The sequence below is a fragment of the Bradyrhizobium algeriense genome (assembly GCF_036924595.1).
Lineage (GTDB): Bacteria > Pseudomonadota > Alphaproteobacteria > Rhizobiales > Xanthobacteraceae > Bradyrhizobium > Bradyrhizobium algeriense.
Window position 1 is genome coordinate 4,559,129 of sequence record NZ_JAZHRV010000001.1, and the last position, 23,848, is coordinate 4,582,976.

Here is a 23,848-nt window from a genome sequence, read left to right on the forward strand (position 1 = left end):
TCAATCGCCCGGTAGACACATGATGTCTGCTGTAGCACGCATGGCGCGATTTGAGAACGAATCGCGCCGCGTTTCCCCACCCTCCCCTGGGAGGGTGAACCTCGCCTCACGCGTCCTTCCCCACGGACGGCTGCACCAGCAGCGTCCGGACGCCGCACGTCCCGCTGCGCACCGTCATGACCCGCGTCCCCGGCTTGCGGCCGGTGCGGACTTCCGAGACGTCGACGCCGGCCTGAGCCAGCCGCGCGTGGGTGGCGTCGATGTCGGAGACGCGCCAGCACAGGCCGCGCAGCCGGTCCTGCGATGTATCGGCCTGCTTCCCCGGCCGGTGGGTGACCTCGACAATCAAGTCGCCGCAGCGAAAGAACATCAGCCGCCCCCAATCCGGGTGCGAACGATCGAGCGCCATGTCGAGGCCGAGCCGCGCGCCATAGAGGGCTGCGGCCCGCTCGGGCTCCGACGTCGAGACCACGACATGATCCATCGCCGTGATCGATCCGGTCGTGGTTCGCACCGACAGCGGCCGCTCCTTGTCGCGCTCGAGGAAGAACAGGCGGACGCCGCGCGTGGCCTCCGTTGCCGCGCGCGTGCGCTTCCATGACAGCGTCGCACCTGAGATCGCGTCCTGGCTTTCGACGTCGGCAATCGCGTCCGGCTTCAGCGTGAGCCGCTCGAGCCTGCGATGCATCCTGGCGATGTCGCTGGTTCGAAAGCAGATGCTTGCGAGCCCCTCGCCCTGCACGGCCAGCACAGCGCGAATGCGCTCCGCATTGGCGCCCTCGTCACTCGGCGCCATCAATTCCAGCGTCGTGTTGTCGAGCGTAAACAGGACACGGTCAGCGCCCTCGCCGCTGTTCTGCCAGGCCGGTGCGCGGGCAAACAATGTCTGGTAGGCCGCGCTGGCCACATTGATATCGCCGGTGAGAACGACGACGTGATCGAGGCCGGTGATCACGGAAACAGTCCCCGCGTGTTCTTGGCGGCGCGGACCTTCTCCACCCCGATCGCCATCGCCGCTGTACGATGCGGGATATTGTCCGCCTTGGCACGCGTCAACATGCTGTCGAAGGCGCGATCGAGGATGGCGTATTCGCGCCGCGTCACTTCCTCTTCCTCCCAGAACAATTGCTGTAAATCCTGCACCCATTCGAAGTAGCTGACCACCACGCCGCCGGAATTGCAGAGAATGTCGGGGATCAAAAACACTTCGCCCTGGCGCTTCTCCAGCACCAGATCGGCCTCCGGCGTGGTCGGGCCGTTGGCGCCTTCGGCCAGCACGCGGCATTTGAGATTTTCCGCGACGCTGGCATCGATAACCCGCTCCATCGCCGCCGGCACCAGCACGTCGCAGGCCAGCGTCAGGATTTGCTCGGGATCGAAGGCCAACTGGTTCGAGAAACCGGCGATGCTGCCATGCGTGCTGGCGTGCCGCATCAGCGTGGGAATATCGAGCCCGGCCGGATCGTGCAGCGCGCCGGTGTGATCGCTGACGGCGATGATCTTCAACCCGTATTGATGCAGCTCCAGCGCCGCATAGGAGCCGACATTGCCAAAGCCCTGGATGACAGCGGTCGCGGTGCCTGGATTGACCGACAGCTCCTTCAGCACGCGCCTGGCAAGATAGGCGACGCCGCGCCCCGTCGCTTCGCGCCGGCCGAGCGTGCCGCCCGACGATACCGGCTTGCCCGTGACAATCTCGGTCACGGTGCGGCCCTGGTACATCGAATAAGTGTCCATGAACCAGGCCATCACCTGCTCATTGGTGCCCATGTCAGGCGCCATCACGTCGGTATGCGGGCCTACGAAAGGAATCATCTCCTGCATGTAGCGCCGCGACAGCGCTTCCAGTTCGCGCTTGGAGATGGTGGAGAGATCGACATTGACGCCGCCCTTGGCGCCGCCATAGGGCAACCCGACCAGCGCGCATTTCCAGCTCATCCAGATCGCAAGAGCTGCGACCTCGCCGATGTCGACGGAGGGCGCGAATCGCGTGCCGCCCTTGGTCGGGCCGAGCGTGAGGTGGTGCTGCACCCGGTAGCCTTCGAATACCGCGACCGTGCCGTCATCGCGGTGGATCGGACAGGAAATGGTGATGGCCCGCTTCGGCATCAGGATTCGGTCGCGCTCGTCCATCGGGATTTCGAGATGGTTGGCGATGACACCGAACTGGTTAACAGCCATGTCGAACACCGGACCGGAATAAACAGTCATCCTTGCCCCCTTTTGTTGCACCGTCAGGAACCCCAGGCAGCGGTTCGCCGTTATCGGCGGATGCTGGCGATAGCCCCAAGGACTAGTCTAAGAACGGTCGTAGTCTCCTCATACTCCCATCTCAAGCTGCAAAGACGGCACGGTTGCGAATAATTTCAGCGAATGCATCCGATAACCGGTGCTAATGTAGCGGCGCCGGGCCGGGACCACCCATCAGCTCATGACGGAAAACGAATGCAGGCTCTCTTCATCGGACAGACCTATATCGATGTTACCTTCATCACCGACCACATGCCGACCGGCGACGAAAAACATGTGGCGTCCGCTTATGCGGTGTCGTTTGGCGGCAACGCCGTCACCGCGGCATTCTGCTGCGCCAAACTCGGCATCGTGCCCGACCTGATCGCAACGGTGGCGAACGACTGGCTCGGCCGCATGTTTCAGGACATGAGCGCGAAATACGGAATCTCGATCCATCCGCGCAAGGTCAATTCCTCCTCGCTGTCGTTCATCATGCCGAAAGACGGCAAACGCGCCATCGTGCGCTGCCGCGACGACGAGCACATCCATCCCTTCCCGATGCTGAACTTGAAGGGCTGCCGCGCGCTGCACATCGACGGCCACCAGCCGGACGCCGCAATCCATTATGCCAAACTTTGCCGCGAGGACGGCATTCTGACGTCGCTCGATGGCGGCGGCCTGCGCACCAACACCCACGAGCTGCTGGAATTCATCGACGTCGCCATCGTTGCCGAACGGCTGTGCGAGCAGATGGACAAGACGCCGGACGCCATGCTCGACTATCTCAAGAGCCGCGGCTGCCGGGTCGGCGGCGTCACCATGGGCGAGCAAGGCCTGCTCTGGTATGACGAGACCGGCGCGATCCGCCGCCTGCCCGCGCTGCCGATCCCGCGCGACCGCGTGATCGACACCAATGGCGCAGGCGACGTTTTCCACGGCGCCTATGTCTATTCTTATCTCAGCCATCCCGCTAAAAGCTGGCAGGATCATTTCGAGTTTGCGCGCGCCGCCTCGACCTACAAGATCCAGCGCCTCGGCAACGAGGCTGGCCTGCCGTCGCTCGGCGATATCGACGCGGTCAAGCAGGAGTTTCGGGAGAGCGCCTGACCGGCGAAGCAGGGGTAACGCATGGGACGCGTCTTCGTCGCCGGCAGCATCAACATGGATGTGGTGGCAACGGCCGACCGGCATCCGAAGGTCGGCGAGACCGTCGCCGGCAACGCCGTGCATTATTTTCCGGGCGGCAAGGGTGCGAACCAGGCGGTCGCCGCGGCGAAGCTGGGTGCAACAACCGCGCTGATCGGCCGGCTGGGCCGAGATGCCTTCGGGCAGCAATTGCGGACGTTCCTCGTCGCGCAAGGCGTCGACCTCGCGCTCGTCAAGGACATCGCCGGGATCCATAGCGGGACGGCCATCATCACCATCGCCGACGCCGACAACACCATCGTCGTTGTGCCCGGCGCCAATGCGCTGGTCAGTGCCGAGGATGTCGCCGCCCCCGTGCTGGCCAAAGGCGACGTCGCCGTCAGCCAGTTCGAAATTCCGCAAGCGACGATCGGCGCCTTCTTCAAACGGGCGCGCGCGGCCGGGGCGACCACCATCCTCAACCCGGCGCCGGCGATGGCCTGCGGGCCGGAATTGCTGGAACTCGTCGACATCATGATCCTCAACGAGACCGAGCTCGGGTTTATCGCCGGCACCGCGCTGGCCGATACCGACGCCCCCGAACGTTTCATTGAAGCAGCGCGGCGCCTGCCGACCGATGCCGACAAAACCATTTGCGTCACGCTAGGCAAGCGCGGCGTGCTCGCGCTCATGGGCGGCGAACCCTCGCTGATTGCGGGGCGTGCCGTGAAGGCAGTGGACACCACCGGCGCTGGCGATTGCTTTGTCGGCGCCCTCGCAGCCCAGCTTGCCAATGGAAAGGCGATCCGCGACGCGCTCGAATACGCCAATGCCGCCGCATCGATCTGCGTGCAGCGAATGGGCGCCGCGCCGTCGATGCCGACAGCGGCCGAGGTGGCGGACGCCCTGCACCCGTAGCCAGGATTTCGCTTCGCTCCATCCGGGCTACGTGCTCGCGCTCCGCTTACCGACTTATGTCAGCGCGCGCTTCAAATCAAAACTCGCATCCGCCGCCTGCTCTGGCGTGATCGATCCGTGGGCGGCAAGCAGGCGCCGGCCGAACATGTGGTCGCCGGCGCGATTGACGGACTCGATGCCGACGAGTTGCCCGGATTTGTAGCAGAACGCCGAGAACGCCCCCTGGGCGCGATCGCCGCGCACCACCACGCGGTCGTAGCCGGTGGTCAGTCCCACCATCTGCAGCTTGTCGGGACCCTGATCGCTCCAGAACCAGGGCAAGCCGTCATAGGGCTTGGCATCGCCAGTGAGCCGGGTCGCGACACAGCGCGCGTGGTCGGTGGCGTTCTGCACCGACTCCAGCCGCAGCGAGCCGCCGAACCGCGGGCTCGCATACAGCGCACAATCGCCTATCGCCGAGATGTTCGGATCGGAGGTCAGCAAATGCTCGTCGACCACGATGCCGGCCGCGACCTTCAGCCCTGCCTCCGCCGCCAGTTCGACATTGGGCAGGACGCCGACGCCGACCACGATCAGATCGGCTTTGATATGCCGCCCGTCGCTGAGGCTGACGCCAGTGACCTTGCTGCCGTCGCCCTCGATGCTGGTGACCTGTACGCCGAGATGAATCCGGATACCGGCCGAGGTATGCCGCGATTGAAAGTATTCCGAGATTTCCGCGGTCACCGCGCGCGCCATCACCCGCGGCGCGAGCTCGATGACGTCGACTTCGAGGCCCTTGACCCGCGCGGTCGCGGCAAATTCGAGGCCGATAAATCCGGCGCCGATCACGACGACGCGCTGGCCCGGGCCAATGTAGTCCCGCAGGGACTGGCTCTCGTCGAGCGTCCGCAGATAGCGCACGCTGTCGAGATTGGCATTGGGAATGTCGAGCAGGCGATTGCGCGCACCGGTCGCCAGCACGAGATGGCCGTAATCGAGCGAAGTGCCGGAGGCGAGCCGCACCTTGCGCGCGGCGCGGTCGATCGATACCGCGCGATCGGAGACCAGATCGATGTTCTGGTCATGATAGAATTTTTCCGGGCGGAACATCAGGCTGTCGGGTCCGCCGGTCCCCTTCAGATAGGCCTTGGATAGCGGCGGCCGCTGGTACGGCAGATGGCCTTCATCGTTCAACAGCGCGATGCGTTCGGAAAAGCCGTGCTGGCGCAGCGACATCGCAAGCTGAAAGCCCGCGTGGCCCGCGCCAATGATGACAACCGGTCCTGCCGTCATGGGAACATCCTACGTTCGAGCGCACGGGAATGACCCATGTCGTTTCCTCTCCACTGATTTTGGCTTGCCTGTCTCGTCCCTTGGAAGCGGCGCTCGTGTCCGTTCCGAACGATGACAGGCCCTATCTGACCTCATGGCGCGAACAGACGCAAGAGCGCCATCGCCCAGGGGGAAGGATTGCCAGGCATTTTGCAGGCTTGGCCGGGGATTGTCACCTCTTACCTTCTGCTATTTAAATGCTGGCCTCCGTTCCGAGCCGAGGCCCAGCCATGCCGACGTCAGATGATACCGCCGCCAGCGCCCCTGCCCTGCTCCGGATCGAGGGTCCGATTGCCACCATCACCCTGAACCGGCCCGCGGCCTTCAATTCCATCAATCTGTCGATCGCGCAAAAGCTCGAGCAGCTAGGCAGCGAGGTCGAGGGCAACGACGATATCCGTGTGCTTGTCATCGAGGGCGAAGGCCGCGCCTTCTCGGCCGGCGGCGATCTGCAGACCATCGGCGCTGCCGCCGCCAACGATACCATCGCGCCCGTGGTCGGCGAGTTGCTGAAGCACTACCACGCCTTTATCGAGACGGTGCGGCGGATGCCGAAGATCGTGCTCTCGAGCGTCCACGGCTCCGCCGCCGGTGCCGGCATGGGGCTGGCCTTCGTCGCTGATCTCTGCATTGCCGCCGACGACGCCCGCTTCACACCGGCCTATGCCAAGATCGGCGTCTCGCCGGACGGCGGCAGCACGGTCGGCATGGTCGGCACCGTCGGCACCCGCCGCGCGTTGCAGATATTTTTGGCCGAAGACAGTTTTACCGCGCAGCAGGCCTATGAATGGGGCCTGGTCGCCCGCGTCGTTCTGGCAGCGGAGCTGAAGGCAGAGACCCGCAAATTCGCCGAGCGGTTGGCGCAGAATCCGCCCGCGGCGATCGCCGGCACCAAGTCGCTGGTCTATCAGGCCGCGGTTACACCGACCAGGCAGCAACTCGATGCCGAGGAAGCGAAGATCATCGACGCCATGCACACCGAAGACTTCCGCGTCGCGGTGAAGAAGTTCACCAGCAAGTCGAAGTGAGACGACGTGGAGCGTTGGGGAAGAGAACTAGCATTCTTCGCCGTCGTCCCTGCGAACGCAGGGACCCATACCGCGTTGTCCTATCGATAAAGGCAAGATGGCTGACGTCTCCCAACGCAACTGAGGCCGCGGCGTATGGGTCCCTGCGTTCGCAGCGACGACGGCGGTTCTGATCGCTTAGTCCTTCCCCTGCCCGCGCATGAAATCGAAGTCGCAGCCCTCGTCGGCCTGCAGAATCGTCTCGTTGAACAGGTGCGCGTAGCCGCGCCTGGCCCAATCGGGCGCGACGGCCGGAGCAAGCGCCGCGCGGCGCTTCGCCAGTTCCGCCTCGTCGACCAGCAGATCGATGCTGCGTTTCGCGACATCCAGACAGATCATGTCGCCGTTCTTCACCAGCGCCAGCGGACCGCCCACGGCGGATTCCGGCGTGATGTGCAGCACGATGGTGCCGAACGCGGTGCCGCTCATGCGTGCGTCGGATATCCGCACCATGTCCTTGGTCCCACCACGCGCGAGTTTCTTCGGGATCGGCAGATAGCCCGCCTCCGGCATTCCGGGCGCACCCTTGGGGCCGGCATTGCGCAGCACCAGCACGTCATCGGCGTTGACGTCGAGATCGGGATCGTCGACCCGCAGCGTCATGTCCTCGACGGATTCGAACACCACCGCACGCCCGGTATGCTGCAGCAGTTTCGGGCTTGCCGCCGATTGCTTGATGACCGCGCCGCGCGGCGCCAGGTTGCCATGCAGCACCGCCATCGCGCCTTCGCTCTTGATCGGATTGTCGCGCGGACGGATGGCGTCTTGCCCCGGCACCTCCTCGGCGTCGGCGACGACCTCGCGCAGCGTCTGCCCCGTAATGGTTTTGGCATCGAGATCGATGAGATCGCCGAGCTGCGCCATCAGTTTGGGCACGCCGCCGGCATGATGAAAATGCTCCATGTAATGCTCGCCTGACGGTTTCAGGTCGATCAACACGGGCACCTCGCGGCCGAGCTTGTCGAACGCTTCGAGATCGATGCGGTGTTTGGTGCGGTTGGCAATCGCCGTCAGATGAATGAGCCCGTTGGTCGAGCCGCCGATCGCCTGTAGTACCACTTGCGCGTTCTGGAATGAGGCCTGCGTCAGCAATTCGCTGGGTTTTGGTCCCTTGGCCTTGGCCATCACGGCCGCTACCCTGCCGCTCGCCTCCGCCGAGCGAAAACGCTCGGCATGCGGCGCCGGGATCGTCGCGCTCATCGGCAGCGACAGACCGAGCGCCTCGGTGAAGCATGCCATGGTCGAGGCGGTGCCCATCACCATGCAGGTGCCGACCGACGGCGCGAGCCGGCCGTTGACGGCTTCGATTTCAATGTCGTCAATTTCGCCGGCGCGATATTTTCCCCACAGCCTCCGGCAATCCGTGCACGCCCCCAGAACTTCGCCCTTGTGATGCCCGACCACCATCGGCCCCACCGGAATAACGACGGTCGGCAGGTCGGCACTGACGGCGGCCATGATCTGCGCCGGCAAGGTCTTGTCGCATCCGCCGATCACGACCACGGCGTCCATCGGCTGCGCGCGGATCATCTCCTCGGTGTCCATCGCCATCAGATTGCGCAGATACATCGAGGTCGGAAACGCAAAGCTCTCGGCGATGGAAATCGTCGGGAACACCATCGGCATCGCGCCTGACAGCATCACGCCGCGCTTCACCGCTTCGATGATCTGCGGAACGTTGCCGTGACAGGGATTGTAGTCGCTGTAGGTATTGGTGATGCCGACGATCGGCCGGTTCAGCGCATCATCCGAATAGCCCATCGCCTTGATGAAGGCCTTGCGCAGGAACAGCGAGAAGCCAGCATCGCCATAACTCGTCAGTCCCTTGCGAAGTCCGTCGGCCATTTTCTTGCTTCCTGTCGTCGTGAACGCCCACTTAAGAAGCGCGCCGGATTATTGTCAATGCTTGATTATTTGGCGCGGATGCGGCTCTTTTTGCCGCATCCAGCGCTATATTATTGACAATAATGCGAACGCGTGCTGACTTCCCGGCCATGATCGGAACCGTGTGTCCATGAACCAACCATTGCGCATTGGCCTGATCGGCGCCGGCATGGTGAGCCGTCATCATCTCATCGCCTGGGCGAGCATATCAGATCAAGCCCGCGTCGTGGCGGTCACCGATCCCTACAGCGAAAATGCCACGCGGCGCGCGAACGAGTTCGAAATCCCGCAGACCTACGCCAGTGCCGAAGAGATGCTGGCGGCAGCCGAACTTGACGCCATCGATATCGCAGCTCCCCGCGAGATGCACGCGCCGCTGGTGCGGCTCGCTGCCGCTAAGCGATTGCCGGTGCTTTGCCAGAAGCCGCTCGCGCCCAACCTGCAGGAGGCAACCGACCTCGCCGCAGAGGTCGAGGACCTGACGCGCCTGATGGTGCATGAGAACTGGCGCTTTCGCGGCTATTACCGGGATGCCGCGGCATGGCTGCGTGAGGGACGCATCGGCAACGTCAAGCAGGCGCAGCTCACGCTTTTGACGTCGGGCGTATTGCCGGGGCCGGATGGGCTTTGCCCGGCGCTGGAGCGGCAGCCTTTCATGCGCCGGGAACGGCGCATGCTGGTTGCGGAAGTGCTGATCCATCATCTCGATACGCTGCGCATGCTGCTCGGGCCGCTGCAGGTGACCGCGGCGCAGCTCTCCCGTTCCAGCGACCTCCTCGTCGGCGAAGACGGCGCGGTGATCCAGCTTCGAACCGCCAACGGCGCGGGCGTCGTTGTCTTTGCAAGCTTCGCCGCCCATGGGCATCCAGCCGTGCAGGTCGACCGGCTGGAGATTCTCGGCGACAAGGGCGCCATCAAACTCGATGGGCCATCGCTGACATGCTCGGGCACATCGCCCGGCGAGCGCATCTACGACCTCGCTATCGAATATCAGGGTTCCTATAACCGGACGATCGCGCATTTTGCGGAATCGCTCCGCGACAATAGGCCCTTCGAAACTGCGCCGCAGGACAACCTGAAGACCTTGCGGCTGGTCGAGGATTGCTATCGGCTGTCCGGCTGGGAGGCTTTGCGATGAAGCCGCAGGAATCGTTGACCGAGATTTCCTCGCCGACGCGTGAGGAGGAGCAGGCCGAGGTCATCCGCCGGCTGGAAGAGGACATCATCTTCGGCCGCTTCGCGCCGGGTTCGCGGTTGGTCGAAGACACGCTGATGCAGCGCTACGGCGCCAGCCGGCATTTCGTCCGTCAGGCGCTATTCCAGCTCGAACGCCAGGGCATCGTGCTGCGCGAGAAGAACATCGGCGCCACGGTGCGGTTCTATTCGGCCGAGGAAGTGCGCCAGATCTACGAGGTGCGTGAAATGCTGACGCGGCAGGCGGCGTTGATGATCGCCCTGCCCGCTCCAGCCAGCCTGATCGAGCACTTGAACGAATTGCATCGGCAATACTGCGCCAGGGCCGATGCGCAGGATTTGCGCGGCATCCACGAGGTCAACGACGCTTTTCACGTCGCGCTGTTTTCCGCCTGCGGCAACCCGTATCTGGTGCGTTCGCTGCAGGACTACATGAACCTGACGCTGCCGATGCGCGCCAAGAATCTCGCCGACAAGGAGGGGCTGGCGCTATCCCGCCGCCAGCACGAATTGATGATCGAGCTATTGAAGGGCCGCGACAGCTGGGCACTGGCGCAGCTCTGCGTCGATCACATGCAGTACAGCAAGTCGGACTATCTCGGCCGCATTGCCAGTGGATGAGGGCAAGCGCTAGCGCTTGCTCCAGTCCACGATGCGGTCCTTGTCGCCGTCGAACTCCATGCTGCAGAACGTGCCGCCCTGGTAGTAATCGCCGACCGGATCCGGCTTCAGTTTGGCCTGCTCGGCCATGGCGTGTTCGCGGAAGTCCTCTCCGCGGCCGGTCGGCCGGTAGCCGAGCTCATAGGCGCGATGGTTGTCCCACCAGGCGCGCTCGTTATGAGAGGCGCCGTAGAATATCTCGAAATGAATATCGGGATGATCGAGCCCGATGCGGCAGAGTTGCACCAGATCTTCCGGCTTCAGCCAGATCGACAGGCGGCGATGATCGAGCGGCATCTCGCCGAAATTGCCGATCCGGATGCAGGTGACACCCAGCCCGTGCTTGTCGGCATAGAGCGCACCGACCGCTTCGCCGAACACCTTGCTGACGCCATAGCGGCTGTCGGGACGCGCGGTGACGTCGGTGCCGATCCGGTGATGGCGCGGATAGAAGCCGACCGCGTGGTTCGACGAGGCGAACACGATGCGCTCCACGCCCTTTTTCCGCGCGGCCTCGAACAGGTTGTAGCCGCCGATGATGTTGGACTGCAGGATCGAATCCCAGGGACCTTCCACCGAATAACCACCGAAATGCAGGATGCCGTCGACGCCTTCGCAGATCGCCTCGACCTGGGCGAGATCGGCCAGATCGGCCGCCTTGAATTTCTCGTCCTTGCCGAGATCGGCCGGCGCCTTCAGATCGCTCAGCAGCAGGTCCGGATAGATCGGCGGCAGCAGCTTGCGCAAGGATGTGCCGATCCCGCCGGCGGCGCCGGTCATCAATATGCGTGGCATTTCGTTCCTCTTATCTCTCGACCGATTTGCGGTCATTAGCCGGGAATGATAGCAAACTCAAACGCTCAGGGAACGCAACAACGAGAACAGCAAATGTCCGATGCAGCATCGCACTCAGCCGGCTGGCGCCCAGCCACCTATTATCCCGATCCGGCCATCCATGCATTCGATCCGCGGTTCGAGAAATACTGGCTCAAGCTGTCGGCGGTGGAGCGGCTGACCACCGGTCTGCGCTGGGCCGAAGGGCCGGTGTGGTTCGGCGACGGGCGGTATCTGCTCTGCAGCGACATTCCGAACCAGCGTATCCTCAAGTGGGAAGAGGAGACCGGCGCGGTCAGCATCTTCCGCAAGCCCTCCAACTTCGCCAATGGCAACACCCGCGACCGTCAGGGACGGCTGGTCACCTGCGAGCACGGCGGCCGCCGCGTCACCCGCACCGAATATGACGGATCGATCACGGTGCTGATGGATTCCTTCGACGGCAAGCGGTTGAATTCGCCCAATGATGTGGTCGTCAAATCCGACGGCTCGATCTGGTTCACCGACCCGGTGTTCGGCCTGCTCGGCAATTACGAGGGCTACAAGGCCGAGCCCGAGATCGACATGAACGTCTACCGGATCGACGGCGCGACCGGAAAGGCCACCATCGTCGCCGAAGGCATTCTCGGGCCCAACGGACTCGCCTTCTCGCCCGACGAAAAAATCCTCTATGTCATCGAGTCGCGCGGCGTGCCGAACCGCAAGATCCTCGCCTATGACGTCTCGCCTTCCGGCGACAAGCTTTCCAACAAGCGCGTGTTTGTCGATGCCGGACCAGGCACGCCGGACGGTTTTCGAATAGATATCGACGGCAACCTATGGTGCGGCTGGGGCATGGGCGATCCCGAACTCGACGGCGTCGTCGTGTTCAGCCCTGATGGCGTGATGATCGGCCGCATCGCGCTACCCGAACGCTGCGCCAACCTCTGCTTCGGCGGCGTGAAGCGCAACCGCCTGTTCATGGCCGCAAGCCAGTCGATCTACGCGCTCTACGTGAACACGCAGGGCGCTCCGGGCGGATAGGTCCGCGCGCCCTTCAGCGCCGCCTCACCCCTTCTTTTCCTGTGCGTCGGCGGTCTGCTTGGCGAGCGCGTCTTCAAACGCCTTCTCCAGCGTCGCGGCATAGGCGTTGAACTCGCCGGGATTGACGAATGGATTGGGCGCGCCATCCGAGATCAGGGCACGCTTGTCCTGCATCCTGTACATTTCCGGATGCGGCGCGAGCAGCACATCCACCTTCATGTCCTTCGCCCGTGCAAACGTCTTCCGGTAGTCGGCGACGATCCCGGAATAGGTCGGGTTGGGGACGAGGCGGTTCAGCGCCACGGTGCCGCTGCAGAAAATGAGGACGGATCGCGTTGCGTCGCCATCCCCGACGGAGAATTCCCAGCTCGTGCAGCCCGGCGAATGACCGGGGGTTTCGCGGGCGGTCAGCGTGACGTCACCTATCTTGACCTTATCGCCTTCGCGCACCATGCGATCCACCTTCACCGGCGGAAAATTGAGCGCCGTATCTTCCTGCGCGCCCGGATAGTAGCCGCCTTCGAGCAACGGCTTGTCGGCTTCGCCCGCGACCATCTGGGCGCCGCTGGCCTGCTTCAATTCGGCAAGGCCGCCGGTGTGATCGATATGCGCATGGGTGTTGACGAGGTATTTGATGTCGGTGATCTTGAAGCCCAGTTTCTCGATGTTCGCCTTGATCTGCGACGTTGCCTCCGGCATCACCGTATCCACCAGGATATGGCCCTGCGGCGACGTGATCAGGTAGGACGCCAGGCCGTCGGTTCCGACATAATAGACGTTGCCGATCATCTTGAACGGCTCGGTTGGTGTGTTCCACTTTACCTTGAGCGTCTCAAGCAGATCCTTGACGGTCTGGGCCTGCACTGTCCCGGCAAGCGGCAGCAGCGCGACGAGCGCAACGACGATTTTCTTCACGGGCATCCTCCGTCTTTTCTTGTTGCATCGTCGCCGTGTCGGCATCGACGTGTCTTAGCCTGACGATGATTCTGGTCAAAAAAATGCCGGCCGCTTTTTGGCAGCCGGCATCTTTCACGATCGGCGCGAGCGCCGCATCAATTTACGCCGCGTTGTAGCCGGCGACCGCCTTCACCTCGAGATATTCCTCAAGGCCGTACTTGCCCCACTCGCGGCCGTTGCCGGACTGCTTGTAGCCGCCGAACGGCGCGGTGCGGTCGTTCGGCACGCCCTGCAGGTTGATGTTGCCGGCGCGGATCTGGCGGGCCACGCGGCGCGCGCTTTCCACCGTATCGCCGGAGACGTAACCGGCGAGACCATAGGGCGTGTCATTGGCGATCTTCACCGCATCGGCTTCATCCTTGGCGCCGATGATGGTCAACACGGGTCCGAAGATTTCTTCGCGGGCAATCGTCATGTCGTTGGTGACGTCGGCGAATATGGTCGGGCGCACATAGAAGCCCTTGTTGACGCCTTCGGGGAGACCGGGACCGCCGGCGACGAGGGTCGCGCCTTCATCGATGCCCTTCTTGATCAGCGCCTGGATCTTGTCCCACTGGATGCGCGACACGACCGGGCCGATGGTGGTGCCTTCGGCGCGCGGATCGCCCGCCTTGGTCTTGTCGGCGACGCCCTTGGCGATTGCGGCCACTTCCTTCATCTTCGACAGCGGCACGATCATCCGCGACGGCGCGTTGCACGACTGTCCGGAGTTGTTGAACATGTGCATCACGCCGCCGGTGACGGCCTTGGTGAGGTCGGCGCCTTCGAGGATGACGTTCGGCGACTTGCCGCCCAGTTCCTGGCTGACGCGCTTCACCGTCGGCGCCGCGCGCTTGGCGACGTCGACGCCGGCGCGGGTCGAGCCGGTGAACGAGATCATGTCGATATCAGGATGCTCGGCCATCGCGGCGCCGACTTCGGGCCCGAGACCGTTGAGCAGATTGAACACGCCCTTCGGCACGCCCGCTTCATGCAGGATTTCGGCGAAGATCAACGCCGAGGTCGGCGTGAATTCCGAGGGCTTGAGGATCATGGTGCAGCCGGCGGCGAGTGCGGGCGCGACCTTGCAGGCGATCTGGTTGAGCGGCCAGTTCCACGGCGTGATCATGCCGATGACGCCGATCGGCTCACGCACCACGACGGCAGTGCCGACGTTTTCCTCGAAATGATAGTTCTTGAGCACTTCGAGCGTGGAGGCGATGTGGCCAAGTCCGGCACCGGCCTGCAGGCGTTCGGCCATCGGCAGCGGCGCACCCATCTCGTCGGACACGGCGGCGCCGATGTCCTTCATGCGGGTCTTGTAGATCTCGATGATCTTCTCGAACAGCGCGATGCGCTCCTCGCGGCTGGTCTGCGAATAGGTCACGAAGGCGCGTTTGGCGGCGGCCACGGCCTTGTCGAGGTCGGCCTTGGAGCCGAGCGCAACTTCGTACATCGCTTCTTCGGTCGCCGGATTGACGACGGGCGTGGACTTCTTGACGGCCGGATCGACCCAGGCGCCATCGATGTAGAATTGCATGCGATTGACCATCGGAAACCTCTTTATCTCGGAGCAATGGAGGGGGAACGGTAGCATTCGGCAGGCATCCTTGCACGAAAGCCAGGGCAGTTGAACCCGCCATATGCGGGGTGCCGCGATGCGGCAGGCGCTGGATATAAGATCACCGGCGCGACGGTGGCAAGGTGCGGCGTTCTTCGTATCCTCCCCTGAAGGGGTCCGAGACGAGCGAAGCTCGCTCGTGGATCGGTTCGCATGCAATGCGAACCGAAGTGGGGTGACGGTCTCTCCGCGCGGGCACTGTTGGACGTGGAGAGACCGTCACCCCACCCCGACGAACATCTCGCTTCGCAAGATGTTCGTCGACCCGCCCCCTCCAGGGGCGGGTAAACAAGATCACACCGCCATCTTGCGGTGCCGCACCGGCGCGCCGACGGTCAGGCTTTCCGCTGCATCGATGATGGCGTTGGCGTCGATGCCGTAGTGGCGGTAGAGGTCGCGAATTGTACCGGTCTGGCCGAACTGCTCGACGCCGAGGGCCTCGAGGCGGTGGCCGCGCACGCTGCCGAGCCAGCCGAGCGCGGCTGGATGGCCGTCGATCACGGTCACGATGCCGCAATCGCGCGGCAACGGCGCCAGCAGCTTTTCGACATGGCTGAGATACTGGATGCCACGGCGGTCGCGCCGCAAATTCCGCGCGGCGGACCATCCGGCATGCAGCCGGTCGGCCGAGGTTATCGCCAGTAAACCGACATCGCGGTGGCTTTCGCCGATGAAGCCCACCGCCTCGATCGCCTCCGGCGCCACCGCGCCGGAATAAGCGATCACGATGTCGCAGTTCGGGCCCGGCTCGCGCAGCCAGTAGGCGCCCTCGGTGATGTCGCTTTGCAGCTCCGGCGCCATGATGCGCTGCGGCTGGTCCAGCGTGCGGGTCGATAGCCGCAAGTACACGGAACCGCCCTCGCCGGCTTCGCGCTGCATGTGGCGAAAACCCCATCCCATGATCACGGCAAGTTCATCGACAAAGGCCGGTTCGAACGAGGCCAGCCCATCCTGCGCCATGCCGATCAGCGGCGTGGCGATCGACTGATGCGCACCGCCCTCCGGCGCCAGTGTGATGCCGGACGGCGTCGCCACCACCATGAAGCGGGCGTCCTGGTAGCAGGCGTAGTTCAGCGCATCGAGGCCGCGCTCGATGAAGGGATCGTACAGCGTGCCGACCGGCAGCAGCCGTTCGCCATTGATCGCGTGCGACAACCCAAGCGCCGAGAGCATGATGAACAGGTTCATCTCGGCAATGCCGAGTTCCAGATGCTGCCCCCTGGGCGAATAATCCCAGTTGAAGGTCGACGGGATTTTCTCCTGCCGGAACAGATCGTGGTTTTCGGCCTTGGCAAACAGGCCGCGGCGGTTGACCCAGGCGCCGAGATTGGTCGAGACGGTGACATCGGGCGACGCGGTGACGATCCGCGCGGCGAGTTCGCTGTCGCCGCGCGCGAGCTCGTTGAGCACCAGCCCAAAGCCCTGTTGGGTCGACATCTGCGCCGCCGGCTTGAAGGTGAGCTGTTGCGGAACGTCGATCACGGGCGCAGTGAGACGGCGGCGGCCTTCCTGGTTGAAGGGCGCTGCCGCCAAAAATGCTTCGAGCTCGGCCGGCAGCTGCGACAGGCCTTCGAACCTGTCCCATTCATGGCCGGGACGGATGTTCTGCGCGGCGCGCCACTTCTCCATCTGCGCGACCGTCATCAGGCCCGCATGATTGTCCTTGTGGCCCTGCATCGGCAGGCCGACACCCTTGATGGTGTAGGCGATGAAGCAGACGGGCCGGTCGTGATCGATGGCTTCAAAGGCCTCGATCATGCTGGCCATGTCGTGGCCGCCGAGATTGGACATCAATGCCAGCAGTTCGTCGTCGCTGCGACGATCGATCAGTTGCGATACTTGCCCCTGATCGCCGATGTCGTCCTGCAGATGCTTGCGGAAGGCTGCGCCACCCTGGAAGCACAGCGCCGCATACATCTGGTTCGGGCAATTATCGATCCAGCGCCGCAAAGCTTCGCCGCCGGGTTCGGCGAATGCCGCCTGCATCAGGCGGCCGTATTTCACGATCACGACCTCCCAGCCGAAATTTCGGAACATGCTCTCGAACTTCGCCCACAGCCCTTCGCGCACGACGGCATCGAGGCTCTGGCGGTTGTAATCCACCACCCACCAGGTGTTGCGCAGGCCGTGCTTCCAGCCCTCCAGCAGCGCCTCAAAAATGTTGCCCTCGTCCATCTCGGCATCGCCGACGAGCGCGATCATCCGTCCCTCGGGCCGGTCCTTCATCCAGCCATGCGCGGTGATGTAGTCCTGCACCAGCGAGGAGAACAGGGTTTGCGCGACGCCGAGACCGACCGAGCCGGTGGAGAAATCGACGTCGTCGGCATCCTTGGTGCGCGAGGGATAGGATTGCGCGCCCTTGTAGCCGCGGAAATTCTCCAGCTTCTCGCGGGCCTGATGGCCGAACAGATACTGGATGGCGTGGAACACCGGGCTCGCATGCGGCTTCACCGCGACGCGGTCCTGCGGACGGAGCACCGAGAAATACAGCGCCGACATGATATTGGCGAGCGAGGCGGACGAGGCCTGATGGCCGCCGACCTTCAGACCATCGACATTCGGCCTGACGTGATTGGCGTGATGGATCATCCACGACGACAGCCAGAGGACCTTGGCCGCCAGCGCGGACAACAGTTCGAGGCGTGCGGGCTCGATGGGCATAGCCATGCTCCGGACAGGATCAGTATGCGCCGATTTTAGCGGGCGGCGAGGTGCCAAATTTCTCAATTTCCTGCGACATACCGCCCAATATTGGGATAATTTCCCACAAACTCCCTCCAAGCCATGAGTTCATCCCAATGCCCCCTCTCGACGTCATCGACCGCAAGATTCTCGGCCTGCTGCAATCCGACAGCCGAATGACCATGCAGGAACTGGCCGACAAGGTCGGCCTGTCCGTGTCGCCCTGCCATCGCCGGGTCAAGCTTCTGGAAGAGCGCGGCGTCATCACGCGCTACATCGCGACCGTCGACCAGAAGTCGTTGGGGCTCCATGTCAGCGTCTTCATCTCGATCAAGCTGGCGCGGCAGAAGGAAGAGGACCTCAACCGGTTTGCGAAAGCGATTTCGAAATGGGACGAGGTGCTGGAATGCTACCTGATGACCGGCAACCGCGACTATCTCCTGCGCGTCGTCGCCGCCGATCTCTCCTCCTATGAAGCATTTCTGAAAAACAAGCTGACACGGCTGGATGGTATTGCCTCGATCGAGTCGAGCTTTGCGCTGAGCCAGGTGAAGTATTCGATCGCGCTGCCGGTGTGACACGACACTCTCCACGCCACTGCGAGCGAAGCGAAGCAATCCATTTCACGGCATAACGGACGCATGGATTGCTTCGCGGAGCCTGTCATCGGGCGGCGCTTCGCGCCGACCCGTTGGCTCGCAATGACGTGATACAGTTTCGCGATCTCGCGGCGCATGGCGCCCGAGGTTTGCTGTCGACTTCCTGCCCTCTTTGTCAGAGGGCGCAGGGAAGACCGGGTGCTTGCTGCACCCGCGGTCTCGCGTGCGATTTGCACAAACAAAACTGCACACGAGCATACAGGGCAGCGGGAGCATTCCGGCCTTCCCTGCGCAATGGCTTTACGGCTTACTTCGTGCTCTTCCTGGTGAACGGCTTTCTTGCCACCATCGCCGGCGGGACACCGCGCTCGATCCAATAGGATCGATGCGCAACCGCCAACTTAGCGCCAGCACCGCGGCGCCCGAACCACACGACTTCGCCGTACGCTTTCGGCGCGTACGTCTAGCGCGCCTTCTGCGTCCATCGCATCTCACTGCACGTTCGTGACGATCGCGAGCGCCCCTCATCTGCCGTGAGACGGGCGGAGTTATGCGAGTGATTTGGGTGAGAACGAAAGCGGAATATTTTTGCAAAGAGGGCTGGACAGGTTTTGACTGATTTGCCCGTCGTGCCAGTTTGTCGCAGACCGCTGCACGAAGTAGTGCTTGCTTGCAAAGCAAATCAGTTCGCAGCAATCGTGGGACCTTGCAATTGCTGCTTGCTCGATCCACCATCCCGAGGGGCGGTATATCAGACGCGGTATATCGAATTGGAACGGTTGGACGACCTCGAAGCCTTCCTTGCTGTCATCGAGAAGGGCAGCCAGGCGGCGGCCTCACGGCATCTTCGACGCCCGTTGCAGTCCCTCAACCGGTCGCTGATGACGCTGGAGCGCGCCCTCGGCGTCGAACTCGTGAAACGCACCACGCGGCGATCGGAACCGACCGAGGCCGGGCGGGTGTTCTATGAGCGCATCAAGCCGGCGGTTGCAGAGATCATCGAAGCGCGGGCCGAGGCGGCCAATCTGCGCGGCGAAATTTCCGGCCCGTTGAAAGTCGGTGCGCCCATCCTGTTTGCGTCATCCTATGTGGCGCCGATCGTCAGCCGTTTTCTAAATCTCTATCCCAATGTGGATGTCGAACTCCGGGCCTCCGACGAGCAGGCCGATCTCGTTGCCGACGGCCTCGATATTGCCGTGCGCATCGGTAACTCCATGGATGAATCCCTGATTGCGCGTCGATTGCATTCACTGCGCGTCGTTATCGTTGGCGCGCCATCCTATTTCGCCCAACACGGCCGGCCGAAGCACCCAAACGATCTCGAACAGCACGCCTGCATCCTGCGGGCCGCCACTGACGTAATCGACAAATGGCCATTTCGCATCGACGGCGAGCTCCAGTCGGTCAAGGTGCACGGTCGCTTTCGTTCGAACAGCGCCGCTTCGATCCGCGCGGCGGCGAGCGAAGGCACCGGCCTTGCGCTGCTACCGCTATGGCAGATCAGCGATCTCGTCGCGCAGGGTGCGCTTGCAATCGTGCTACCGGAATTTGAAACCGAGGGCATGCCGATCCAGCTCGTCTGGCCGCCGACGCGGGCGCCGCTGGAACGCGTCCGTCGGTTCGTGGATTTTCTGGCGAGCAGCCTGAAGACCGATCTGCTTTAGGACCCCGCAAAAACGCCCGCGCGTCAGAATACATTATAGCCAGGCGCCAGCAGATGGCCGGGATCATGGCGCTGCTTGGCCTCGCGAAGCTTTGGCCAGCCAGATCCAAAGTGAATCTCCCAGTCGAAAGGCGACATGGCAAAGGCGCTAACCGGATACTGAACGCCGCCGGCTTCTCGAATGCGATCGAACAGCGTGCGATTTTCCACGACCATCCGCTCCGCCGCCGCCGCATCGTTCGATGGCGGGATGCGAATGAGATTGAAGACAAAGACGATGTCTTCCTCCGGCAAGCGAACCAGCGGCGTGTGAAACGCCCGCGTGAGCAAGGGGTAAAAGGTTATCCGCCCGAACGGACCGACCGCGTCGCCCTTTAAGCTCGCCAGGATGTCGCCGGCGACCCGTTCGGCATTGCTACCGCGCAGGAACGTCAACAGCCAGGGCTGCGGGTTGGACCACTGGCCTTTCGACCGCAGCAGATCTTCGAACTTTCCAAACGCTAGCGCATCCTCGTGATAGGTCAGGTCGGCGATGACGGCGGCGCCGCGCTCATCGGACAATCCGGAAAGCACGGCCCCGTCGTCGGACGCCGAACCGCTCCGATAAGCTACCGCGCCATCGAGTTGATACCGCCAACCGCCGCTTCCATCGGGAAGAACCGCCCCCTGCAACTGGTCGAAGCGCCCTTCCGACAGGACGCGCCGCTGGTCCGCTGCCAGCGACGGGAAATCGCGGTAGAAGAGCTGAAAGCGCCTGATACGCTCGGGCGCGCGGACCAGGCGCAGCGTCGCCCGTGTGACGATGCCACATTGGCCGAGGCCGGCGCGGACGGAGTCAAAGAGATCGGGATTTTTGGCCGCCGAGCAGCTCACCTCATTCCCGTCGCCCGTCACGACGTCCAGCGCGATGACGTTGTCGGTTTGCATGCCATGCCTGGATGACGCCGCGCCGATGCCGCCTACCGCGATCGTTCCGCCGACCGAGAGGCCGAGATAGTTGGTCAGCACCGGCGGCGTAAGCCCCTGCGCCAATGTCGCATCCAGCAGATCTTTCCACGACGCTCCGGCATCGACCACGACGCGATCGGCCTTGATATCGCGGATCGAGTTCATCGCGCCCATATCGACCACGATGCCATCGCTGACCAGCGCGCGGCCGTAGATCGAATGGCCCTGCCCGCGTGCCGCCACCTTGACGCCCTCGCCCTTGGCCCAGCGCATCAGGCCCGCAATGTCGGCACCCGATGCGGGCCTGAGTACGCCGCGTGGTTGCCGGTGAATGAGGCGGCCGAAATCATGGGCCGCTGCGGCGCGAACCTCCGGGTCAAGGCTGACATTGCCGGAAAGCTGCGGACGATCGACCGCTTGCGCCGATGTCGTGAGCCCGCTGGCGAGCGCGGCTGTGACGCCCAGGCCTGCGCTCAAAAACATACGTCTGTCCGATGGCATGAAACCCTCCTTGTCCAGAGGCCGTGATGCTTGCCCGCAAAGCTGTGGCGTCGCGCGGCATCAGACAATCGCCTTCGCGCCGGATGGACATTCCCGCAAACCGGGAGGATCCCGCCTGTCCCGGTTGCCATTCATGGTGAGCGTGAACAAGTCTGGCGTCGTGGAACCCGTCGCCGCAGTTCCGCGATGCATGGCCGTTTTCGCCGGATTTACGTCATTTCAGACAGATCATCGCGGCAGTAGAATTGGAGTCGATTGAAATGAGTGAGACGCGAGCCAGCAAACCATGAATTCGCGACGTGTATTGTGGAGCGCGATAGGCGCAATCGCACTTGCCGCCGTGATCGGCGGAGCCTGGATTTTCTCGCTGCCGACGGCGCCTTCCGTCGCAGCCCCGCCGGCGATCGCGCAAGACGAGCGTGACGCGACGGTCCTGGCGCTGAAGCCGCCGAAGCGGCAGCGCCCGCTGATCGCTATCATCGGCATCAACGACGCCACCGAAACTACTGATTACCTGATGCCCTACGGCATCCTCAAGCGCGCCGACGTCGCCGACGTCGTAACGCTGTCAACCCGCCCCGGCCCGATGACGCTGTTTCCGGCGTTGAAGATCGAACCGCAGGCGACCATAGCGACGTTCGATGCGCGGCATCCCGACGGCGCCGACTATGTCATCGTTCCCGCCATGAGCCGCGACGACGATCCCGAGGCGCTGCAATGGATCAGGAATCAGTCGGCCAAAAGGGCGATCATCATCGGCGTCTGCGTCGGCGCCAAGGTGGTCGGCGACGCCGGACTGCTGCATGGCAAGCGGGCGACCACCCACTGGTATTCCGTCAAGGAATTGCGCGGCAAGCATCCCACGATGCGCTATGTCGAAGACCGGCGGCTGGTGGTCGATGACGGCGTGGCGACGACGACCGGCATCACGGCGTCGATGCCGATGTCGCTGGCGCTGATCGAGGCCATTGCCGGCCGCGACAAGGCGCGCGCTGTCGGTCGCGATATCGGCCTCGCCGACTGGGACGCACGGCATGAAAGCGACGAGTTTCGCTTCACGCGTCCGTTCGCGCTGACGGCGATCGGCAACACGGCCGCGTTCTGGGCGCACGAGCGGTTCGGCATCGAACTCAAGGAAGGCGTAGACGAAGTGTCGCTGGCGCTCGTTGCGGACGCGTGGTCGCGCACCTATCGCTCGCAGGCGGTGACGTTCGCACGCGCAGCCGGCGCCCAACAAAGCCGCAACGGCATTCGTATCCTGCCCGATGAGGTCGCGACGAGTTGGCCAGCGGAGCGGCTGCTGCCGTCTGTTGGCGATAGGAAACCAGCGGAAGCGCTGGACAACGCGCTGCAGGAAATTACCGCCCGCTACGGAACGCGCACCACCGATTTCGTCGCGATGCAGCTAGAGTACCCAAGGCACCGGGCGACGCAGTGAGGGCCGGCCCGTGGCCCGTAGGGTGGGCAAAGCGTCAGCGTGCCCACCATCTCTCTGGTTCGCAGGCTGAATGGTGGGCACGCTTCGCTTTGCCCACCCTACGCTACTCCAACGATATTCACCGCCACGGCTCGACGATGATCTTGGTGTGCGCCTCCGGGTTGGCGAGATCGGCGAACGCCTTGGCGACGCCGTCGATGCCGACGCTGGCGGTCACCATCGAGGCCGCATCGACCTGCCCTTCCGCGATCAGGCGCAGGGAATAGGCGAACTCCTCCGGCGTGTAGCCCAGCACGTACTGAACGTTGAGCTCCTTGAGGATGCCGAGCATCGGCTCGGAGCGGTCGGTTTCCATGCAGACGCCGACCACGACGATGCGCGCGTCGCGCGGCGCGCCTTCGAACACTTGCTGGATCAGGCCGGGAACGCCGACGCATTCGAAAATCAGCGCGGGCTTCAGCGCCGGCAGCAACGCCTGCAGCGGCGGGCGCGCGGCCTTTTCTTCCGGCGACATCTGGGCGTGCTCGGCCCACGTCGCATAAGGTTGCGTGCGCGCAGGGTCGACGACCACGTCGGCGCCGAGCTTTTCAGCGAGCGCGCGGCGGGCCGGCGAATAGTCGGCGGCGACGATCGGGTGCAATCCCCTGATCTTCAGCGCCGCGATGACCGCAAGCCCGACCGGGCCGCAGCCGATCACCAGCGGCACCTCGCCGCCTTTGATATTGGCTTTTGCCACCGCGTGCACGCCGACCGCGAGCGGCTCGGTCAGCGCGGCATGCTCGGCGGCGAGGCCGTTCGGGACTTCGAGCAGCAAGGCTTCGCTGAGCAGCATGCGCTCGGCATAGGCGCCGACATTGTCGTTGGAATAACCGATGCCCTGTGGGCCTTCCGTGGTCAAAAGCGCCGGCAGCGAACAGACTTTGGTGCCGGGCTTGAACTTCTGCGTCGTGCCCGGACCATAGTCGAGCACCTCGCAGCAGAATTCATGGCCGAACACGACGTCACGTGAAAGGTCCATCGGCTTGCGGCCGGGAAAGTGTTTTGCCAGTTCCACCATGCGGTGCGCGTGCTTGCGCGCGTGCAGGTCGGAGCCGCAGATGCCGCAGGCCAGCGACTTCACCAGCACCATGCCGGGCCCCGGTTTGGGCTCAGGCATCTCGTCGACGACAATTTCCCCGTTGCGGAAAATGGCTGCGCGCACGAAAGATC

General features: G+C 63.6%; 19 protein-coding genes. 9 read left to right on the forward strand and 10 right to left on the reverse strand.

What is annotated here, in order from left to right:
• Positions 1 to 106: 106 nt before the first annotated feature.
• Positions 107 to 955 (reverse strand): VOC family protein, encoded by an 849-nt coding sequence (locus V1286_RS22105; protein WP_334482590.1) that lies wholly within the window; start codon positions 953 to 955, stop codon positions 107 to 109.
• Positions 952 to 2,211 carry a Glu/Leu/Phe/Val family dehydrogenase gene (locus tag V1286_RS22110; protein WP_334482592.1) on the reverse strand — a complete coding sequence of 420 codons (1,260 nt, stop codon included), beginning with the start codon at positions 2,209 to 2,211 and terminating at the stop codon, positions 952 to 954. The genes V1286_RS22105 and V1286_RS22110 overlap by 4 nt, the downstream gene beginning before the upstream one ends.
• Positions 2,212 to 2,445: 234 nt before the next feature.
• On the opposite strand from V1286_RS22110, the gene V1286_RS22115 reads away from it, so the two are divergent.
• Together V1286_RS22115 and V1286_RS22120 are read left to right on the forward strand one after the other, a co-directional pair.
• On the forward strand, positions 2,446 to 3,339 hold the full coding sequence (locus V1286_RS22115; RefSeq protein WP_334482595.1) for a sugar kinase: 894 nt from the start codon (positions 2,446 to 2,448) through the stop codon (positions 3,337 to 3,339).
• A gap of 21 nt (positions 3,340 to 3,360) precedes the next feature.
• Positions 3,361 to 4,275, forward strand: a complete 915-nt coding sequence (locus tag V1286_RS22120; RefSeq protein ID WP_334482597.1) for a ribokinase — start codon at positions 3,361 to 3,363, stop codon at positions 4,273 to 4,275.
• Positions 4,276 to 4,329: 54 nt separating this feature from the next.
• On the opposite strand, the gene V1286_RS22125 is transcribed toward V1286_RS22120, so the two are convergent.
• The gene (locus V1286_RS22125; RefSeq protein ID WP_334482598.1) at positions 4,330 to 5,550 is read right to left on the reverse strand and encodes an NAD(P)/FAD-dependent oxidoreductase; all 1,221 of its coding nucleotides are present in this window, start codon (positions 5,548 to 5,550) and stop codon (positions 4,330 to 4,332) included.
• A 269-nt stretch (positions 5,551 to 5,819) separates the two neighbouring features.
• Between V1286_RS22125 and V1286_RS22130 the strand changes: the two genes are divergently transcribed.
• Positions 5,820 to 6,617, forward strand: coding sequence for an enoyl-CoA hydratase/isomerase family protein (locus V1286_RS22130; protein ID WP_334482601.1), 798 nt, complete (start codon positions 5,820 to 5,822; stop codon positions 6,615 to 6,617).
• A 177-nt stretch (positions 6,618 to 6,794) separates the two neighbouring features.
• Here V1286_RS22130 and V1286_RS22135 read toward each other — a convergent pair whose 3' ends face one another.
• Positions 6,795 to 8,501 (reverse strand): IlvD/Edd family dehydratase, encoded by a 1,707-nt coding sequence (locus tag V1286_RS22135; protein ID WP_334482604.1) that lies wholly within the window; start codon positions 8,499 to 8,501, stop codon positions 6,795 to 6,797.
• Positions 8,502 to 8,670: 169 nt separating this feature from the next.
• Here V1286_RS22135 and V1286_RS22140 point away from each other — a divergent pair, with 169 nt between their 5' ends.
• A complete protein-coding gene (locus V1286_RS22140) occupies positions 8,671 to 9,678 on the forward strand; it encodes a Gfo/Idh/MocA family protein (protein ID WP_334482606.1) in 1,008 nt (335 codons plus the stop codon).
• Positions 9,675 to 10,355 (forward strand): GntR family transcriptional regulator, encoded by a 681-nt coding sequence (locus V1286_RS22145; protein WP_334482608.1) that lies wholly within the window; start codon positions 9,675 to 9,677, stop codon positions 10,353 to 10,355. The genes V1286_RS22140 and V1286_RS22145 overlap by 4 nt, the downstream gene beginning before the upstream one ends.
• Positions 10,356 to 10,364: 9 nt before the next feature.
• On the opposite strand, the gene V1286_RS22150 is transcribed toward V1286_RS22145, so the two are convergent.
• The gene (locus V1286_RS22150) at positions 10,365 to 11,189 is read right to left on the reverse strand and encodes an NAD-dependent epimerase/dehydratase family protein (protein ID WP_334482609.1); all 825 of its coding nucleotides are present in this window, start codon (positions 11,187 to 11,189) and stop codon (positions 10,365 to 10,367) included.
• Positions 11,190 to 11,282: 93 nt separating this feature from the next.
• Here V1286_RS22150 and V1286_RS22155 point away from each other — a divergent pair, with 93 nt between their 5' ends.
• Positions 11,283 to 12,251 carry an SMP-30/gluconolactonase/LRE family protein gene (locus tag V1286_RS22155; protein WP_334482610.1) on the forward strand — a complete coding sequence of 323 codons (969 nt, stop codon included), beginning with the start codon at positions 11,283 to 11,285 and terminating at the stop codon, positions 12,249 to 12,251.
• Positions 12,252 to 12,275: 24 nt separating this feature from the next.
• On the opposite strand, the gene bla is transcribed toward V1286_RS22155, so the two are convergent.
• The 3 genes from bla to V1286_RS22170 form a co-directional block, all read right to left on the reverse strand.
• The gene (gene bla, locus V1286_RS22160; protein ID WP_334482611.1) at positions 12,276 to 13,166 is read right to left on the reverse strand and encodes a subclass B3 metallo-beta-lactamase; all 891 of its coding nucleotides are present in this window, start codon (positions 13,164 to 13,166) and stop codon (positions 12,276 to 12,278) included.
• 142 nt (positions 13,167 to 13,308) lie between these two features.
• Positions 13,309 to 14,739 carry an aldehyde dehydrogenase family protein gene (locus V1286_RS22165; protein ID WP_334482612.1) on the reverse strand — a complete coding sequence of 477 codons (1,431 nt, stop codon included), beginning with the start codon at positions 14,737 to 14,739 and terminating at the stop codon, positions 13,309 to 13,311.
• Between the two features lie 363 nt (positions 14,740 to 15,102).
• Entirely contained in the window at positions 15,103 to 17,469 is a 2,367-nt protein-coding gene (locus V1286_RS22170; protein ID WP_334482613.1) for a transketolase, read from the reverse strand.
• A gap of 137 nt (positions 17,470 to 17,606) precedes the next feature.
• Between V1286_RS22170 and V1286_RS22175 the strand changes: the two genes are divergently transcribed.
• Both V1286_RS22175 and V1286_RS22180 read left to right on the forward strand, forming a co-directional pair.
• Positions 17,607 to 18,068: an Lrp/AsnC family transcriptional regulator gene (locus V1286_RS22175; RefSeq protein ID WP_334482614.1), complete on the forward strand. Its 462-nt coding sequence runs from the start codon at positions 17,607 to 17,609 to the stop codon at positions 18,066 to 18,068.
• Positions 18,069 to 18,868: 800 nt separating this feature from the next.
• Positions 18,869 to 19,753: a LysR family transcriptional regulator gene (locus V1286_RS22180; protein WP_334482615.1), complete on the forward strand. Its 885-nt coding sequence runs from the start codon at positions 18,869 to 18,871 to the stop codon at positions 19,751 to 19,753.
• Between the two features lie 23 nt (positions 19,754 to 19,776).
• Here V1286_RS22180 and V1286_RS22185 read toward each other — a convergent pair whose 3' ends face one another.
• Entirely contained in the window at positions 19,777 to 21,201 is a 1,425-nt protein-coding gene (locus V1286_RS22185) for an FAD-binding protein (protein WP_334482616.1), read from the reverse strand.
• 286 nt (positions 21,202 to 21,487) lie between these two features.
• On the opposite strand from V1286_RS22185, the gene V1286_RS22190 reads away from it, so the two are divergent.
• Positions 21,488 to 22,639, forward strand: coding sequence for a DJ-1/PfpI family protein (locus V1286_RS22190; protein ID WP_334482617.1), 1,152 nt, complete (start codon positions 21,488 to 21,490; stop codon positions 22,637 to 22,639).
• A 118-nt stretch (positions 22,640 to 22,757) separates the two neighbouring features.
• Here the strand turns inward: V1286_RS22190 and V1286_RS22195 are convergent, their stop codons facing one another.
• The gene (locus V1286_RS22195; RefSeq protein WP_334482618.1) at positions 22,758 to 23,840 is read right to left on the reverse strand and encodes a zinc-binding dehydrogenase; all 1,083 of its coding nucleotides are present in this window, start codon (positions 23,838 to 23,840) and stop codon (positions 22,758 to 22,760) included.
• Between the last annotated feature and the right edge of the window lie 8 nt (positions 23,841 to 23,848).

Excerpts from the sequence above, each read along its gene's own strand:
- V1286_RS22110 (WP_334482592.1), bottom strand. The coding sequence starts at position 2,211 with ATGACTGTTTATTCCGGTCCGGTGTTCGACATGGCTGTTAACCAGTTC.
- V1286_RS22115 (WP_334482595.1), top strand. The coding sequence starts at position 2,446 with ATGCAGGCTCTCTTCATCGGACAGACCTATATCGATGTTACCTTCATC.
- V1286_RS22120 (WP_334482597.1), top strand. The coding sequence starts at position 3,361 with ATGGGACGCGTCTTCGTCGCCGGCAGCATCAACATGGATGTGGTGGCA.
- V1286_RS22125 (WP_334482598.1), bottom strand. The coding sequence starts at position 5,550 with ATGACGGCAGGACCGGTTGTCATCATTGGCGCGGGCCACGCGGGCTTT.
- V1286_RS22130 (WP_334482601.1), top strand. The coding sequence starts at position 5,820 with ATGCCGACGTCAGATGATACCGCCGCCAGCGCCCCTGCCCTGCTCCGG.
- V1286_RS22135 (WP_334482604.1), bottom strand. The coding sequence starts at position 8,501 with ATGGCCGACGGACTTCGCAAGGGACTGACGAGTTATGGCGATGCTGGC.
- V1286_RS22140 (WP_334482606.1), top strand. The coding sequence starts at position 8,671 with ATGAACCAACCATTGCGCATTGGCCTGATCGGCGCCGGCATGGTGAGC.
- V1286_RS22145 (WP_334482608.1), top strand. The coding sequence starts at position 9,675 with ATGAAGCCGCAGGAATCGTTGACCGAGATTTCCTCGCCGACGCGTGAG.
- V1286_RS22150 (WP_334482609.1), bottom strand. The coding sequence starts at position 11,189 with ATGCCACGCATATTGATGACCGGCGCCGCCGGCGGGATCGGCACATCC.
- V1286_RS22155 (WP_334482610.1), top strand. The coding sequence starts at position 11,283 with ATGTCCGATGCAGCATCGCACTCAGCCGGCTGGCGCCCAGCCACCTAT.
- V1286_RS22165 (WP_334482612.1), bottom strand. The coding sequence starts at position 14,739 with ATGGTCAATCGCATGCAATTCTACATCGATGGCGCCTGGGTCGATCCG.
- V1286_RS22170 (WP_334482613.1), bottom strand. The coding sequence starts at position 17,469 with ATGCCCATCGAGCCCGCACGCCTCGAACTGTTGTCCGCGCTGGCGGCC.
- V1286_RS22175 (WP_334482614.1), top strand. The coding sequence starts at position 17,607 with ATGCCCCCTCTCGACGTCATCGACCGCAAGATTCTCGGCCTGCTGCAA.
- V1286_RS22185 (WP_334482616.1), bottom strand. The coding sequence starts at position 21,201 with ATGCCATCGGACAGACGTATGTTTTTGAGCGCAGGCCTGGGCGTCACA.
- V1286_RS22190 (WP_334482617.1), top strand. The coding sequence starts at position 21,488 with ATGAATTCGCGACGTGTATTGTGGAGCGCGATAGGCGCAATCGCACTT.